This window comes from Bradyrhizobium sp. HKCCYLS1011 (assembly GCF_051167795.1).
Lineage (GTDB): Bacteria > Pseudomonadota > Alphaproteobacteria > Rhizobiales > Xanthobacteraceae > Bradyrhizobium.
Genome location: NZ_JBNPTT010000006.1, coordinates 463399 through 478836 on the forward strand (window position 1 = coordinate 463399; position 15438 = coordinate 478836).

Below are 15438 nucleotides of genomic sequence, written 5' to 3' on the forward strand. Positions count from 1 at the left end.
CGCCGCGAATTGGGAGGATTAAAGTGGCGACCACGATACCCCATCACGACCTGAAGCGGCCGGAGCCGCAGGCGCTCAAGAGCACGCTGGAGCAGCTTGCGGCGCGCTTCGGCAACCGGCTCATCACCTCGCAGGCCGTGCGCGAGCAGCACGGCCATACCACGACCTGGCTGCCGACGCAGCCGCCGGATGGGGTGGTGCTGGCGCAGGAGACCGCCGACATTCAGGACGTGGTGCGGATCTGCGCCAAACATGGCGTGCCGATCATTCCGTTCGGAACCGGCACCTCGCTGGAGGGGCAGGTCAACGCGCCGGCCGGCGGCATCTGTATCGATCTGCGCGACATGAACAAGGTGCTGGAGGTGCATGCCGAGGACCTCGACTGCGTGATCCAGCCCGGCGTCACCCGCAAGGCGCTGAACGAATACTTACGCGACCAGGGCCTGTTCTTCCCGATTGACCCCGGTGCCGACGCTTCGCTCGGCGGCATGGCCTCGACCCGTGCGTCCGGCACCAATGCGGTGCGCTACGGCACCATCCGCGAGAACGTGCTGGCGCTGAAGGTCGTCCGCAGCGACGGCGAGATCATCAAGACCGGCACCCGCGCCAAGAAGTCCGCCGCCGGCTACGATCTCACCCACCTCTTCATCGGCGCCGAGGGCACGCTCGGCATTATCGCTGAGCTGACGATCCGGCTGCGCGGCATCCCCGAGACCATCGCCGCAGCGGCGTGCTCGTTCGAGACCGTGCGCGGCGCCTGCCAAGCCACCATCCTCGCAATCCAGACCGGCATTCCGGTGGCGCGCATCGAGCTGCTGAATGCCGCGCAGGTGAAGGCCTGCAACGCCTATTCGAAGCTGAGCCTGCCGGAAACGCCTCTGCTTCTGCTCGAATTCCACGGCAGCGAGGCCGAGGTCGCCGAGCAATCCAGGAATTTCGCCGAGATCGCAGCGGAGTGCGGTGGCGGCGAATTCACCTGGACCACCAAGCCTGAGGATCGCACCAAGCTGTGGCAGGCGCGGCACGACGCCTATTGGTCGGTGAAGGCAATCCGTCCGGGCGCCGGCGTGGTCGCGACCGATGTCTGCGTGCCGATCTCGCGGCTGGCCGACTGCGTGACCGAGACCGAAGAGGATCTGAAGCGGCTCAACCTGACCTCGCCGATCGTCGGCCATGTCGGCGACGGCAATTTCCACTGCTCCTTGATGTGCGATCTCGACGATGCCAAGGAGATGGCGCGCGGCGAGGAGTTCATGCACCGGCTGGTGGAGCGCGCCCAAGCCATGGGCGGCACCTGCACCGGCGAGCATGGCATCGGCCAGGGCAAGCAGAAATATCTCGAAGCCGAGCTAGGACCTGAGGCGCTCGACGCCATGCGCGCGCTGAAGATGGCGCTCGATCCGCAGAACATCTTCAACCCAGGGAAGATCATTCCGGCGGCGTGATGCGCGCTGCATCGCTTGTATTTGCCTCCAGCTGATCGGGCGGAACAAGCGCCACGAACGAACTCAGTGCGCCCTCTCCCCTTAAGGGGAGAGGGCGCCTCCAATGCCGCTTGACCATGACAACGGAAATCACTTGCTCCCCTGCAGCGCCTGCTTGTCCTTCAGCGCGGCCTTGCAGCCGTCCGAGAGCTGATCGAACTTCTCGACCATGCACTGCTTGATGCGGCCGCCGCCGGGCATGATGCCGGCGCACAGCGTGCGGACGTCGGCGCCGCAGGCCTGCCGCAACGTCGCGTCCTGGGCGTTCGCGGTAGAGGCCGCCATGCCGGCGGCGAGCGCGGCGATGACGAAGATAGACCGGAGCATCGGAAACCTCATGTGCATGTGTGTCAGTTGCATCGTGCTCACCGGGCGCAGACCCAGCGCCGCCCATAGGGCGTGACGCGCCAGAAGCAGGCGCCGGCGGGGTGGTAGTAGCCCGGCCCGACATAGGCATAGCCGGCCCCATAATAGTAATTCGGCCGGCAGCCGCCCCAGGGTCCACGATGCCAGCCGAGGCCGCAGCCGCCGGCGACGCGCACGATATTGTCCGCGGTCGCGGTCGGCTGTGCGGGCAGCGTGAAGGCTTGCGCCGCCGATCCCGCCAAGGCGGCGGTTGCGGCAAGCGCAATCGAGAGAAGCAGCTTTCGCATCTTGAGCGATCCTTTCGGTTGAAACGTCCGTCGCAGCGCGCGGACGCGAGATGGCGAAAGGTCGCCTGCGAATTTTGCCGCGATGTGTCGCCGGCAGCCGGCGTTTGCAACGTTTTGTATCAGCCCGCAGCTGGCGCAAGCTTGCGCACCGCTTCATGGACGCTGTGGAAGACATGCTCGCGCGGCAGCACCTCATAGAGGCCGAAACGTTCGAACGCCTCCTGCGCACGCAAGGATTCCAGCCGTGCCACCGCGAAGCTGATGCCGCGCTCCCTGCAAATCTTGATGATATCGAGCAGCGCCTGTGCCGCGGTGAAGTCGATCTCGGGAATGCTGTTTGCTTCCAGCACCAACAGCCGCAGGCGGCTGTCTTGCAGCACCTCCTGGATATCGGCGCGAAACGTCGTCGCATTCAGGAAACTGAGCGGCGCCTGGAAGCCGACGACGGCGACGTCAGCCGAGCTTTCGCCCTTGATGCTGGGATGTGCCGGCCACCAGATCGTCGTGTCGGGCACGCGCTCGAAAGGAACCAGATGCGCGCGCGTCGTGCTCCAGATGCCGTGCAGCAGCGACAATGCGATGCCGAGCGCGACGCCCTGTTCGATCGGCAGCAGGATGATCGCGGCCGCAGTGGCGATGATCAGCAGGAACTCGCCCTTGGACTGACGGTAGATGCGCACGATCTGCGCAAGGCGGATGATGCGCAACGCCACGAACAGGAGCACGCCGGCCAGCGCCGCCTCCGGCACGTGCTTGAGCAGGCCTGCGCCGAAGGAGATCAGGGCGAGCACCAGACCCGCCGCGACGAGGCTCGACAGTTGCGATTGTCCGCCGGTCTCGGCGACGATGCCGGTGCGCGGCGGACTGGCATTGACCGGGAACGCGCCGATGATGCCGGCGAGCAGGCTGCCGGCACCGGCGCCGACGAAATCGCGATCGATGTCGGCGGGCTGGTCGGGATTGGACGGAAAGCCGCGCGAGGTCGCGGCCGACTGCATCATCACGATGATGGCGATCAGAAAGGCCAACGGCACCAGCTTCACCCAGCGCTCGGGTGCGATGTCGGGAAGCTGCGGCGTCGGCAGCGTGCCGGACAGCGCGCCGACCACGGGGACGCCCTTGGTCTCCAGCCCGGCCGAGATCCCTAGCAGTGTGGCTGCGACAAGCGCGATCAGCGCGCCGGGAATCCGCGCGCTGATGGTCTCGGATAGCGCGACGATCGCGAGCACGCCGAAGCCGATCATGAGCGTATACGGATTGGCCTCCGTGACGTGCCGTGCCAGCGTGGCAATGCGCGCCACCGTCGGTCCGCCAGGCGAGGCGACGCCGAGCACACCCGGCAATTGCGACACGATGATGTGGATCGCGATGCCGGCGAGAAACCCGATCGTCACCGGCACCGACAACAGATTGGCGATGCCGCCGAGCTTGAAGGTGCCGGCGCAGGCCAGCATCACGCCGACCAGCAAAGCGAGCGCCGCCGCCAGCGTCGAATAGTCCGGCGTGCCGCTGGCTGCGAGCAGGGCCAGCCCGCCGGCGAAGATCGGCGTGATGGTGGAATCCGCGCCGCACGACAGGAAGCGGTTGGCGCCGAACAGCGCGAAGCCAAGCGATCCCGCGATGAAGGCGAAGAAGCCGATTTCGGGCGCGAAGCCGCCGAGCTTGGCCGTCGCCATCTGCTCGGGGATCGCGATCGCCGTCAGGGTGAGGCCGGCCACGAGGTCGGCGGGCAGGGCGCTCAAACGCCAGCCCTGCAGCGAGCGCAGCAGCGGCCAGTGTCTGATGTTGGCGTCTGATGCGGGTCGGATCATCGCGGCATCTCCTGTCGCGCCAGAGAAAGACGATTTATCCGATCAGGCAAGCCCGCGATCCCAGGCCGCGATCCCATGGCGGCTCCGGCGCGAAGGCGCCGGCGAGGAAATCGATGAAGGCGCGGACCTTCGCCGAAGGCGAGCGATCCGGCAGATACACGGCATGCACCGCCAGGACATCGGAGGTCGGCAGCTCCAGCCTGATCGGCACCAATTCTCCGCTCCGGAGCGCGTCAGCGACGATGAAGGTCGGCTGATAGATGATGCCCTGGCCGGCAATGGCTGCCGCCAGCAGCGCGTCGCCATTATTGGCGCGCAGATTGCCGCCGACGGTCACCTCGATGCTCTCGTTGCCGCTGCCCATGCGCCAGCGTCCGGCGCCCGCCTGCGCCAGCGTGTAGCCGAGACAGTTGTGCTCTGCGAGCTCGGCCGAACTGCGTGGCGTGCCATGCGCGGCGAGATAGGCAGGAGCGGCACAGATCACCATGCGGCACGGCGCAAGCCGGCGCGCGATCAGGCTGGAATCGCGCAACGTCCCGATGCGGATCGCGAGATCCCAACCTTCCTCGGCGAGGTCGACCAGACGGTCGTTGAGGCCGAGATCGACGGTGACGCCCGGATGGAGGCGGGCGAATTCGGCCAGCCGCGGCGCGATCTGGCGGACGCCGAACACGAGCGGCACGTTGAGCCGCAACAGCCCGTGCGGCTCGACGCGGTCGGCCGCGACCGCAGCCTCGGCCGCCTCGAAATCGCCGAGCACCCGCTCGGCGAGCTCCAGATACCGCCGGCCGTCCTCGGTGATGGCGAGACGCCGCGTGGTGCGGTGGAAGAGTTTGGTGCCGAGCCGGCTCTCCAGCGCGGCCAGATGCTTGGTCACCATGGTCTGTGACATCCCGAGCGTCCGCGCGGCCGCCGAAAGGCTGCCGGTGCCGGCGATCTTGGACATCACCTCGAGACCAGTCAGGCGGTCGAGCATCGCTCATCTCACTCTGAGAGTGTGAAGTATCTTTCCTGCGTACCAGATTATCGTCCTTTGGGAAATGATCCATATGAAGCGGTAACCCCAAACGGAGGCTGAAATGATCGATTCCCGCACCGCGCCTTATGCCGCGCTTCTGCTTCGCCTGACCCTGGGCGGCCTGTTCCTGGCTCATGCCAGCCTGAAGCTGTTCGTCTTCACGCCGGCCGGCACGGCCAAATTCTTTGGCAGCATCGGTCTGCCGGAGGAGCTCGCTTATATCGTGATTACCGCCGAGATCCTGGCCGGCGTCGCGCTCATCCTCGGCCTCTACACCCGCTGGGCGGCACTCGCCGCAGTGCCGATCCTGCTCGGCGCCATCTTCACCGTGCATGGCGCGGCCGGCTTCTTCTTCAACAACCCGCATGGCGGCTGGGAATATCCGGCGTTCTGGGCCGTTGCCTTGATCGTGCAGGCGCTGCTCGGCGACGGGGCCTTTGCGCTGCGCGCGCCGCGTGCGAACGTGGCCGATGGCGCGCTGCGTAGCGCACATTGACCTCTTGAGCGGAGGATTGAGCATGACACTGCCGAGCCTGTTCGTATCGCACGGATCGCCGATGCTGCCGCTGACGGATACGCCGGCGCGGCAGTTCCTGATCGATCTCGGCCGCGGCCTGCCGCGGCCCAAGGCCATCCTGGTGATCTCGGCGCACTGGGAGACGGCCGAGCCCGAGGTCAACGCCGTCGCCGTCAACGACACCATCTACGATTTTTACGGCTTTCCGCGCCCGCTCTATGAGCTGCGCTATCCCGCGCCCGGCGCGCCCGCGCTTGCGCAAGAGATTGCGCATCGGATGGGGGCTGCGGGCATGCCGACGACGATCGATCGGGCCCGCGGGCTCGATCATGGGGCCTGGATCCCGCTGCTCCTGATGTATCCGGACGCCGACATTCCAGTGCTGCAGCTCTCGATCCAGACCGAGCGCGGGCCCAAGCATCATCTCGCGCTCGGCCGCGCGCTGGCACCGTTGCGCGATCAGGGCGTGCTGATCATCGGCAGCGGCAGCTTCACCCACAATCTCGCCGAGTTCCGGGTGCGGCGGCCCGAGTTGAACGCGCCGGCGTTGCCCTGGGTCGATGCGTTTGCCGAGTGGGTGCACGAGGCGGCGATCGCGGGCCGCGTCGATGACCTGCTCGACTATCGCAGTCGCGCGCCGTTTGCGGTCAAGAACCATCCGACCGACGAGCACTTCCTGCCGCTGTTTGCCGCGCTCGGCGCCGCCGGCGAGGGCGCGCGCGTGGAACGGCTGCACAACAGCGCCAATTACGGCGTGCTGCGGATGGACGTCTACGCCTTCCACGCCGCGAGCGAGACCGCGGTCGCGGCGTGACCAGCGTTTCTCTATGGCTCTTGCCGGTCAGCCGCTGACGATGCTGCCGGCGTCACGGTGATCTCGGACTGAAATCCTGGTCGCTGACCGCGGCCTGTTGCGGGACCTTGATGACGACAGCGCCGTGATTGAGTGCCTGGTGGCAGGAATTGCAGGCCGACGTCAGATCCGCATAGGACTTGTCGAATGCGGCCAGGTCTTTCGCCTTGACCGCTGCGGTGAGATCCGCAAACGGCTGTCCCGTGACGGCGCTCACCATGTCGGGAAGCGAATTGGCCTCGACGGTCGGATGGGCGTGGCCGAGACGATTGAAGGCCCCTTTCAGGTTGCCGAGTTCGTAGGCGCCGAAATCCCAATTTCCTTCATGAGCGGCGATCCAGAGCCTGATGTGGCGCGGCTGGATGGTCGAGATCATGAGATCGCTGATGCTCGGAAGGTAGGATGCAGGCTCGGCCGGTGCGCCGGCCCGCAGCTCCAGCGCGGTCCCGAGATAAGCTGCCGCGGCGATGCTCGCCACGGCGGCGGCTGCGAGGACGCGAGAACTGATCGACCGTTTGCGCATGAGTGATGTCTCCCGAGGCGATTTGGAGCGTATCGATCATTGCTGATCAGCTCCAATCGTAGTATTTTTAAGTCATAATAAGGAATTCTGATCATGAATATCTCGCTCAAGCAGCTGCGTTATTTCGATGCGGTGGCGCGGCTGTCGCATTTCGGCAAGGCGGCCGAGCAATGCGCGGTGACGCAGCCGGCGCTCTCGATGCAGATCCAGGATCTGGAGCAGACGCTCGGCGTGCAGCTTCTGGAGCGCAGCCGCAAGGGCGTGATCCTGACCGAGGCCGGCCGCGAGATTGCAGCGCGCGCCGAGCGCGTGCTGGCCAATGTCCGCGACATCATCGATACGGCGCATCGCCAGCGCGGCACGCTCGCGGGTGCGCTGCATCTCGGCGTGATCCCGACGCTCGCGCCTTACGTGCTGCCATCGGCACTGCCGTTGATCCGTGGCCGCTTTCCAGATCTCGACCTGCATTTGCGCGAGACCCAGACCCAGGCGCTGGTCGAGCGGCTGCTCGAGGGCGGGCTCGATCTGTTGCTGCTGGCGCTGCCGGTCGATCACCCCGATATCGAGACCATCCGCCTGTTCAGCGACCGCTTCCTGCTGGCGCTGCCGAAATCGCGCGAGATCTCGACCAGCCGCGTGCGTGCGACGCCGGAACTCCTGCAGCAGGATCGGCTGCTGCTGCTGGAGGAAGGGCATTGCCTGCGCGACCAGGCGCTGTCGTTCTGCAACCTGCGCCGGGTCGACAATATCGACACGTTTGGTGCGTCGAACCTCTCGACCATCGTGCAGATGGTGTCGAACGGGCTCGGCATGACCTTGTTGCCCGAACTTTCGGTCGATCTCGAATGCCGCCGCGGCGACATCAAGCTGATGCGCTTCTCCGATCCCGAGCCGAAGCGCGTGGTGGGGCTCGCCTTCCGCAGGACCTCGCCGCGCAAGGACGACTTCGCCGCGCTCGGCAAGCTGATCGCGCAGGCCGCCACGCGGCAAATTCGCGAGATGGCCGCGGTGTGAGGAACCACCGCACTTGCACCATGGTGTGAGTGTCAGCAGCCTTCGTTGCATCGGCGCGGTGACGAGGGCCGGCCTTGCCTGCGGCTGCGCTTTGATCATACAGTCCAGACATAAGCGGCTGCGTCCCTGAAGCGCAGCGCACAAGAACAAGTCCGGGGAAGCGTCATGGCATCAGCGTCAGTCAGCCGCCGCAGGTTCATCCAATCGTCGGCGGCCGCCGCATCCTGGCTCGCGGCCAGCCCTGCGATCATCGGTCGTGCCGAGGCCGCGACCTTGAAACTGAAATGCTCGTCGTCGCTGCCCAACGATCCGAAATTCGCCAACGGCCGGGTCTATTACGACAATCTGGTGAAGAGCCTGAAGGCGAACGGTCTCGGTGATCAGGTCGATGTCGCCTTCTTTCCCGACAATCAGCTCGGCCAGGAGATCGACGTCATCAATTCGGTCAAGCTCGGCGTCATCGACCTCATGGTGTCGGGGTCGTCGATCTCGGCCAATCTCGTGCCGCTGGTCGGCACCTTTGACCTCGGCTATCTCTTCACCAGCTTTCCGCAGCAGACCAAGGCCTTCGATGCCGGCGCGGCCAAGCCGATCGAGGCGGCGCTGCTCAAGGGCGGGAACATCCGCATCATCGCCTGGGCCTATAATTTCGGTTCGCGCAGCGTGCTGGCGAAGAAGAAGGTCGAGACCCCGGACGATCTCGCCGGGCTCAAGATCAGGACGCTGCCCAATCCGATCATCACCGAATGCCTGCGGCTGATGGGCGCGGCGGCGACGCCGCTCGCCTTCGGCGAGATCTACACCGCGCTGCAGGCCGGCGTGCTTGACGGGCTCGAGCACGATCCGCCGACCATTCTCGCCAGCAAATTCTACGAGACCGCGAAGAACTACGCGCTCACCCAGCACATCTTCTCACCGCTGGCGATCTATTTCAGCGAGATGACCTTCAACCGCATGGATCCGAAACTGCGCGAGGGCTTCCTCGATGCCGCCAACAAGGCCGCGGTCGATACCCGCGCCCACGGGCTTGCAGTGGAGAAGGAGGCGCTCACGGCCTTGGCCGAGAAGGGCGTGAGCGTGGTGAAATGCGACCGGGAGGCATTCCGCAAGCGGGTGGCGCCGCAGACCGACAACTTCATCAAGGCGCGTCCCGAGGCGAAGCCCGTGATCGATTTGATCCGATCGACGCAGGCGTGAAGCTGCTGTGAATCTGACTCAGATGGTTTCCTCGCCCGCAACCGTCATCGCCCGCGAAGGCGGGCGATCCAGTATTGCACAGACGTTCGCACTGATCGATAGGCTGCGGCGTACTGGATGCCCCGCCTGCGCGGGGCATGACGAGCGCGTGTGGTGTGACAGCTCTGACTCCAACCCTGATAGTCCCTCATGACCACGGTTGCCGCCGCCCCGACACGGCGTCATTGGTTGGTGGCGTCGCTCCTCATCCTCAGCGATGCGATCGCGGCGGTGCTGCTGGCCGCCGACCTTCTGGTGGTCTGCGGCTCGGTGCTCGCGCGCTTCCTGTTCAATGCGCCGGTCGAATGGTCCGACGACGTCGCGCGCGGGTTGATGGTCGGCTCGAGCTTCTTCGGTGCCGCGAGCGCGCTCGCCCGCTCCGAGAATCTCGGGGTCGCCTTCTTTGCCGACCTGCTGCCCTCGAAGATCCGGCCTGTGATCGATGCGATCGGCGCGGTGCTGGTCGTGCTCGTATCCGCCACCGTCGCCTTCAATGCGCTGAAGCTCGGCTCGCTCACCGCCGGCCAGACCACCGGCTCCGGGCTGCCGCTGGAGCTGACCTTCTATCCGATGGGCGTCGGCGCGCTGTTGATGACCGTCTTCGCGCTCGACATTTTTCGCGCACGTCCAGTCCGCGCCATGGTCGCAGGCGTCGTTGCGACGGCGATCATGGCTGGGCTCTATCTCGCCTGGGACACCATGGCACCCGACAGCGTGCCGTCATCAGGCGTGCTGATGCTGATCGGCTTCTTCGTCACGTTGTTCGGCGGCCTGCCGATCGGCTTTGCGCTGGCGCTGGCCGCGCTGATCTTCATCTGGGTCGAGGGCACGCTGCCCGGCGTCATCTTCGCGCAGCAGATGGCGCGCGGCATCGACAATTTCGTGCTGCTGGCGATCCCGTTCTTCATCCTGGTCGGCTATTTGATGGAAGCCAACGGCATGTCGGTGCGGCTGATCGAGCTGTTGCAGCGCGGCGTCGGGCACATGCGCGGCGGCCTCAACGTCGTGATGGTGACGTCGATGGTGCTGTTCTCCGGCATCTCCGGCTCCAAGATGGCCGACGTCGCCGCGGTCGGCTCGGTGCTGATTCCGGCCGCGCGCCGCGCCAAGCAGAATCCGGGCGGCGCGGTCGCGCTGCTGGCGGCTTCCGCGGTCATGGCCGAGACCATTCCACCCTGCATCAACCTGATCATCTTGGGTTTCGTCGCCAATCTCTCGATCGGCGGCCTGTTCGTCGCAGGCCTGTTGCCGGCCGGACTGATGGCGCTGGCTCTGATCACGGTCTCCATCCTGTTCGGCCGTCGGCCGGAGCCTGTCGATCGGCCGCAAGGGCCGGCGGTCTCAGGCCTGTGGAGCGGCGCCATCGCCTCGCTCGGGCTGATCGTGTTGATCTTCGCCGGCTTCAAGACCGGCTTCGCCACCGCGACCGAGATCTCCGCTTTCGCCGCCCTCTATGCGATCGTGGTTGGCGCTGCGATGTTTCGCGAGCTGAGCCTCAAGGCGGCGACCGCGAGCTTCATCCATGCTGCGACGCGCTCGGGCCTGGTGCTGTTCATCGTCGCCGCGGCGCAGTCGCTGGCTTTCATCCTCACGCTGCAGCAGGTGCCGCATGCGGTCGGCGAGCTCATGCTATCGCTGTCGAAGACCAACGGCGTGTGGCTGTTCATGCTGCTGTCGATCGCGGTGCTGATCGTGATGGGCTCGGTGCTGGAGGGCGCCGCGGCGCTGATCATCTTCGGCCCGCTGCTGTTGCCGGTCGCGGTCAGGCTCGGTATCGATCCCTTGCATTTCGGCGTGGTGCTGGTGATTGCGATGGGGATCGGGCTCTTTGCACCGCCATTGGGCCTTGGGCTCTACGGCGCCTGCCTGATCGGCAAGGTGCCGATCGAGCAGACGATCAAGCCGATCGCGGGCTACCTCGGCCTGTTGTTCCTGTGCCTCCTGGTCGTCGCGTTCGTGCCGTCGATCAGCACCGCGCTGCCGCGCGCGCTCGGGTATTGAGGAATTGGAGGGCCTGAGTTGAGCTCAATACAGGTGCATCATAGGAGGTCCGACGCTCCCCTTGAGGGGGAGGGTGGGAGGGAACGCAATGCCGCATCGTTGGATGAAAGCTCATCGGGTTTGAAGGAAACAGCTCATGAAGGTGCTGCTGACCCACACGCCGGAATTCCGCCGGCAATATTACGGAGAGCGCAGCCTGCAGGGTCTGCAGGCTCTGGCCGAGGTGCGCCTGCATGATTCCGATGTGCCGCTGGACGCCGCGGCTCTGGTTCGCGCCGCCGAGGGCGTGGACATCATCGTCGCCGACCGTGTGACCGAGGGCCGGGGCGAGATCTTCCCGCGGCTGCCGAGCTTGCGCGCGTTCGTGCGCTGCGCGGTCGACATCCGCAACGTCGACGTCGCAGCAGCGTCGAGCACCGGCGTACTGGTCACGCGGGCCTCGCCGGGCTTCGTGCCGGCAGTGGCTGAACTTGCGATCGGTTTCATGGTCGATCTGTCCCGCGGCGTCTCGCGTGCGACCGCGGACTATCATGCCGGGCGCAAGCCCGAGATCGTGATGGGCCGGCAGCTCGCCGGCAGCCGCATCGGCATCATCGGCTATGGCAGCATCGGCCGCTATCTCGCACCCCTCACGCAGGCGCTCGGCATGGAGGTGCTCGTCGCCGATCCCTACGTCACCATCGATGAGGCCGGCATCCAGCATGTTGCGCTCGACGATCTGCTGGCCCGTGCCGACTACGTCATCTGTCTCGCCATCGCCAATGAAGAGACCGAGAATCTGATCGGTCAGGCGGCTTTGGCGCGGATGCAGCCGCATGCGGTGTTCATCAATCTCTCGCGCGGCAATCTCGTCGACGAGGCCGCACTGGCTGCCGCGCTGCGCGAGCAGCGGATCGCGGGCGCCGCGATCGATGTCGGCCGCGCCCCGGACCAGATGCCCACGCCGGAGCTGGCGCGCCTGCCCAACGTCATCGCCACGCCCCATATCGGCGGGTTGACGCCGCAGGCGATCGAGCATCAGGCCGCCGAGACGGTGCGGCAGGTCGCGTCCATCATCAAAAGCGAAGCGCCAGTCGGCGCCGTCAATGCAGAGCATTGGACCAGGCGGCCGTGATGGCGTGACGATGTGTAGGATGGGTTGAGCGAAGCGAAACCCATCATGCCGGCCAAATGCTATGGTGCTCGCATGACCCACTATCGCCGCAACTTTATCCCCGGAGGGAGCTTCTTCTTCACCGTCAATCTGGCGGATCGCAAACTTGCACTCTTAACGACCCATCTTGAAATATTGCGGACCGCGTTCCGAGAAACGCGCGAGCGTCATCCTTTCACGATCGATGCAATCGTGATCTTGCCCGATCATCTCCATACGCTCTGGACTCTTCCGGAGGGTGACGCCGCCCATGCGACCCGTTGGCGCCTGATCAAGTCCAGCTTCTCACGCAACATTGCCGGTGGCGAACGGCTATCAGCCAGCCGGGTAGCCAAAGGCGAGCGGGGCATCTGGCAGCGACGTTATTGGGAGCATACGATTCGCAACGAGACCGATTTCGCGCGGCATGTCGATTATATCCACATCAATCCAGTCAAACACGGCCTGGTGACACGTGTCCGCGATTGGATGCCTTCTTCGTTCCATCGGATGGTCAAGTCAGGTGCCTATCCGGAGGATTGGGCTGGCGATAGCTTGAATGACAGCGGGGAGTTTGGCGAGCGAGGTGAATGAGGCGATGGGTTTCGCTCGCGCTCAACCCATCCTACGAACTGCCGCATCGCCCCGATGACGTGAAGCAAGCCGTGTTTCGCGCGACGCAGATGACGACGCGTTGGTATGATGCTGCGCGAAGCGAACGTGCAGAATTCCGATGACGCAGCGCACGCGGCGAAAGCGCCTTGCTGCCGCAGCTTTGTCTGTTAATCTCGCCCATGCTTCGAGCGGCGCCGTGCAATGAGCATCGCCGGGGCGGGAGGGAATCGGCCGGAGCGCAGCGGGCAAGGCACCGCATGCCTCCTAAATGATTCTCACGAACAGATGTGTTGGCCAGTCGCATCGCGCGCCGCCCGCTCGACGACGTCTGACCTGTTCCGCTCGAGGGCAGTGCAGCGACGGAGCCGGGTGCGCGCGAGGGGGCTGGCGTCGAAGGGGAGGGACATCGCATGGGTATCGCAGCAGCTGCGACTGCGCACGGCAAGAGCCAGTCGAGAAAGGCGGCGGCAAGCGGCTGGATCGGATCGGCGCTCGAATATTATGACTTCTTCATCTACGCCACCGCGGCCTCGCTGGTCTTTCCGCAGATCTTCTTTCCTTCCACCAATCCGACCGCCGCGATCGTGGCGTCGCTCGCGACCTACGGCGTCGGCTATGTGGCGCGTCCGATCGGCGCGTTCGTGCTGGGACATTGGGGCGACACCCACGGTCGCAAGACCGTGCTTCTGGTCTGCCTGTTCCTAATGGGTATCTCGACCATGGCGGTCGGCCTGTTGCCGACCTATCAGCAGATCGGCGTCGCGGCGCCGATCCTGCTGGTTGTGCTCAGGCTGATTCAGGGCTTCGCCGTGGCGGGCGAAATTTCCGGCGCGAGCTCCATGGTGCTCGAACATGCGCCGTTCGGGCGCCGCGGCTTCTATGCAAGCTTCGCGCTACAGGGCGTGCAGGCCGGGCAGATTCTTGCCGCCGCCGTGTTCCTGCCGATCGCGGCCTACATGTCACAGGATGCCTTCATGAGCTGGGGCTGGCGCGTGCCCTTCCTGCTCAGCTTCTTCGTCGTCATCGCCGGCTATGTCATTCGCCGCGAGGTCGAGGAGACGCCGGCCTTCAGTGCGGAGGAGGAGCAGGGCAGGGTGCCCAAGGCCCCGATCGTGCAGGCCTTCCAGACCGGCTGGCGCGACATGCTGCGCGTGGTCTGCATGGCGCTGATGAACGTCATTCCCGTCGTGGCAACCATCTTCGGCGCGGCCTATGCGGTCCAGCCGGCCTATGGCATCGGCTTCGAAAAGAACGTCTATCTCTGGATCCCCGTGCTCGGAAATATCGCCGCCGTGCTGGTGATCCCCTTTGTCGGCAGCCTCTCCGATCGGATCGGCCGCCGGCCGCCGATCATCGTCGGCGCGCTCGGCTCCGGCCTGCTCGCCTTCGGCTATCTCTACGCCATCAGCATCAAGGACGTGCCGCTCGCGATTCTGCTCTCGATCCTGATGTGGGGCCTCGTCTATCAGGGGTACAACGCGGTCTTCCCGAGCTTCTATCCCGAGCTGTTCCCGACCCGCTCGCGGGTCTCGGCGATGGCGATCTCGCAGAACACGGGCACGACGATCACCGCGCTGCTGCCGGCTTTGTTCGCTGCCGTCGCGCCGCCCGGCGCTGCGCATATCCCGTTCACGATCGGCGCGATCACCTTTGCGATCACGATCGTCGCGGCGGTCGCTGCGGCATCCGCGCGCGAAACCTATCGGCTCCCGGTGCGCGATCTCGGTGATCCCGCCGCGGTGCCGATGGCCAAGCCGGATTATGATCGGCAGCGCGTGAGCTCGATCGGAGGCGCGGCCACGGCCTGATGGTTTCATGGCTTGGTGCTGGCCAGCGAGCCGGCTGTGACGCGTTTTGCCCGTCGTGCCAACGTGTCGCAGCCGATTTCGCTTGCCGTGTCGGGCAAATCACAACGATCATTCGCGGGTCCTGTGCTCGCCAAGAGGGGCGCTTCGCGATCGTCACGAACGTTGAGCGCGGGATGCGGTGGACGTGAGCGTATCGCAGCGGATTTTCGCGGACGAACGATGTGCTTGCGGACGGTCAAGTCGCGCGGTCCTGATACCCCGACGCTGGTATCACCTGCGCAACGCGTCTAGCGCGTTGTCGCAGCACGGTGGCCAACAAGCCCGGCGCACCGGGGAGAACGCGAAGCAGCCGTTAAAACCATCGTGCAGGGAAGGCCGGATCGTCCGGCTGACCTGTGGTACCTGCCGCCTGCATTTTTTTCCGCAGGCGGGCCACGGGCCTCAGTCGAGGTCCGGCCTTCCCTGTGCCCTCTTTCCCGAAGAGGGAGCGAACAAGCAAAGCTCGGACGCCAAGCGCGCCGCGAGAAGGTGATGCTACGTCTATTTGAAATAAGCGAGCAGTCGATCAGCCTTCCGACGTCATCGCCCGCGAAAGCGGGCGATCCAGTACGCCGCGGCTTCTCGATAAATCATCGCTGTCCCCGAATACTGGATCGCCCGGTCAAGCCGGGCGATGACGTCTCGTTTGTGGCAGGTGCGTGGGAAACGGAACAAAGAGCGTGCGCCGCAACGATTTTTGCGCAAACTTTCCCTTGACCTCCGACGTAAGTGAC

General features: G+C 65.3%; 14 protein-coding genes. 9 read left to right on the forward strand and 5 right to left on the reverse strand.

Features of this window, described 5'->3' with window-relative positions; genetic code table 11:
• Window positions 1-23 precede the first annotated feature (23 nt).
• Window positions 24-1445, forward strand: coding sequence for an FAD-binding oxidoreductase (locus tag ACQR1W_RS22595; protein ID WP_434852852.1), 1422 nt, complete (start codon window positions 24-26; stop codon window positions 1443-1445).
• A gap of 129 nt (window positions 1446-1574) precedes the next feature.
• On the opposite strand, the gene ACQR1W_RS22600 is transcribed toward ACQR1W_RS22595, so the two are convergent.
• The 4 genes from ACQR1W_RS22600 to ACQR1W_RS22615 form a co-directional block, all read right to left on the reverse strand.
• A complete protein-coding gene (locus ACQR1W_RS22600; protein WP_434852853.1) occupies window positions 1575-1811 on the reverse strand; it encodes a hypothetical protein in 237 nt (78 codons plus the stop codon).
• 38 nt (window positions 1812-1849) lie between these two features.
• On the reverse strand, window positions 1850-2137 hold the full coding sequence (locus ACQR1W_RS22605; protein WP_434852854.1) for a GCG_CRPN prefix-to-repeats domain-containing protein: 288 nt from the start codon (window positions 2135-2137) through the stop codon (window positions 1850-1852).
• Window positions 2138-2256: 119 nt separating this feature from the next.
• The gene (locus ACQR1W_RS22610) at window positions 2257-3948 is read right to left on the reverse strand and encodes a SulP family inorganic anion transporter (protein WP_434852855.1); all 1692 of its coding nucleotides are present in this window, start codon (window positions 3946-3948) and stop codon (window positions 2257-2259) included.
• 34 nt (window positions 3949-3982) lie between these two features.
• Window positions 3983-4924, reverse strand: coding sequence for a LysR family transcriptional regulator (locus tag ACQR1W_RS22615; protein WP_434852856.1), 942 nt, complete (start codon window positions 4922-4924; stop codon window positions 3983-3985).
• Window positions 4925-5027: 103 nt separating this feature from the next.
• Here ACQR1W_RS22615 and ACQR1W_RS22620 point away from each other — a divergent pair, with 103 nt between their 5' ends.
• Both ACQR1W_RS22620 and ACQR1W_RS22625 read left to right on the forward strand, forming a co-directional pair.
• Window positions 5028-5462: a DoxX family protein gene (locus ACQR1W_RS22620; RefSeq protein WP_434852857.1), complete on the forward strand. Its 435-nt coding sequence runs from the start codon at window positions 5028-5030 to the stop codon at window positions 5460-5462.
• Between the two features lie 22 nt (window positions 5463-5484).
• Window positions 5485-6297, forward strand: coding sequence for a DODA-type extradiol aromatic ring-opening family dioxygenase (locus ACQR1W_RS22625; protein ID WP_434852858.1), 813 nt, complete (start codon window positions 5485-5487; stop codon window positions 6295-6297).
• A 52-nt stretch (window positions 6298-6349) separates the two neighbouring features.
• Here the strand turns inward: ACQR1W_RS22625 and ACQR1W_RS22630 are convergent, their stop codons facing one another.
• Window positions 6350-6859: a cytochrome family protein gene (locus ACQR1W_RS22630; RefSeq protein WP_434852859.1), complete on the reverse strand. Its 510-nt coding sequence runs from the start codon at window positions 6857-6859 to the stop codon at window positions 6350-6352.
• 93 nt (window positions 6860-6952) lie between these two features.
• On the opposite strand from ACQR1W_RS22630, the gene ACQR1W_RS22635 reads away from it, so the two are divergent.
• The 6 genes from ACQR1W_RS22635 to ACQR1W_RS22660 all read left to right on the forward strand — a co-directional run bounded on the left by ACQR1W_RS22635 (window position 6953) and on the right by ACQR1W_RS22660 (window position 14665).
• Window positions 6953-7873, forward strand: a complete 921-nt coding sequence (locus tag ACQR1W_RS22635) for a LysR substrate-binding domain-containing protein (RefSeq protein WP_434852860.1) — start codon at window positions 6953-6955, stop codon at window positions 7871-7873.
• Window positions 7874-8038: 165 nt separating this feature from the next.
• The gene (locus ACQR1W_RS22640) at window positions 8039-9070 is read left to right on the forward strand and encodes a TRAP transporter substrate-binding protein (RefSeq protein ID WP_434852861.1); all 1032 of its coding nucleotides are present in this window, start codon (window positions 8039-8041) and stop codon (window positions 9068-9070) included.
• 189 nt (window positions 9071-9259) lie between these two features.
• Window positions 9260-11110 carry a TRAP transporter large permease gene (locus ACQR1W_RS22645; protein ID WP_434852862.1) on the forward strand — a complete coding sequence of 617 codons (1851 nt, stop codon included), beginning with the start codon at window positions 9260-9262 and terminating at the stop codon, window positions 11108-11110.
• A gap of 136 nt (window positions 11111-11246) precedes the next feature.
• Window positions 11247-12224 carry an NAD(P)-dependent oxidoreductase gene (locus ACQR1W_RS22650; RefSeq protein ID WP_434852863.1) on the forward strand — a complete coding sequence of 326 codons (978 nt, stop codon included), beginning with the start codon at window positions 11247-11249 and terminating at the stop codon, window positions 12222-12224.
• A gap of 72 nt (window positions 12225-12296) precedes the next feature.
• Entirely contained in the window at window positions 12297-12836 is a 540-nt protein-coding gene (locus ACQR1W_RS22655; protein WP_434852864.1) for an REP-associated tyrosine transposase, read from the forward strand.
• Between the two features lie 431 nt (window positions 12837-13267).
• Window positions 13268-14665, forward strand: coding sequence for an MFS transporter (locus ACQR1W_RS22660; RefSeq protein WP_434852865.1), 1398 nt, complete (start codon window positions 13268-13270; stop codon window positions 14663-14665).
• Window positions 14666-15438 lie beyond the last annotated feature (773 nt).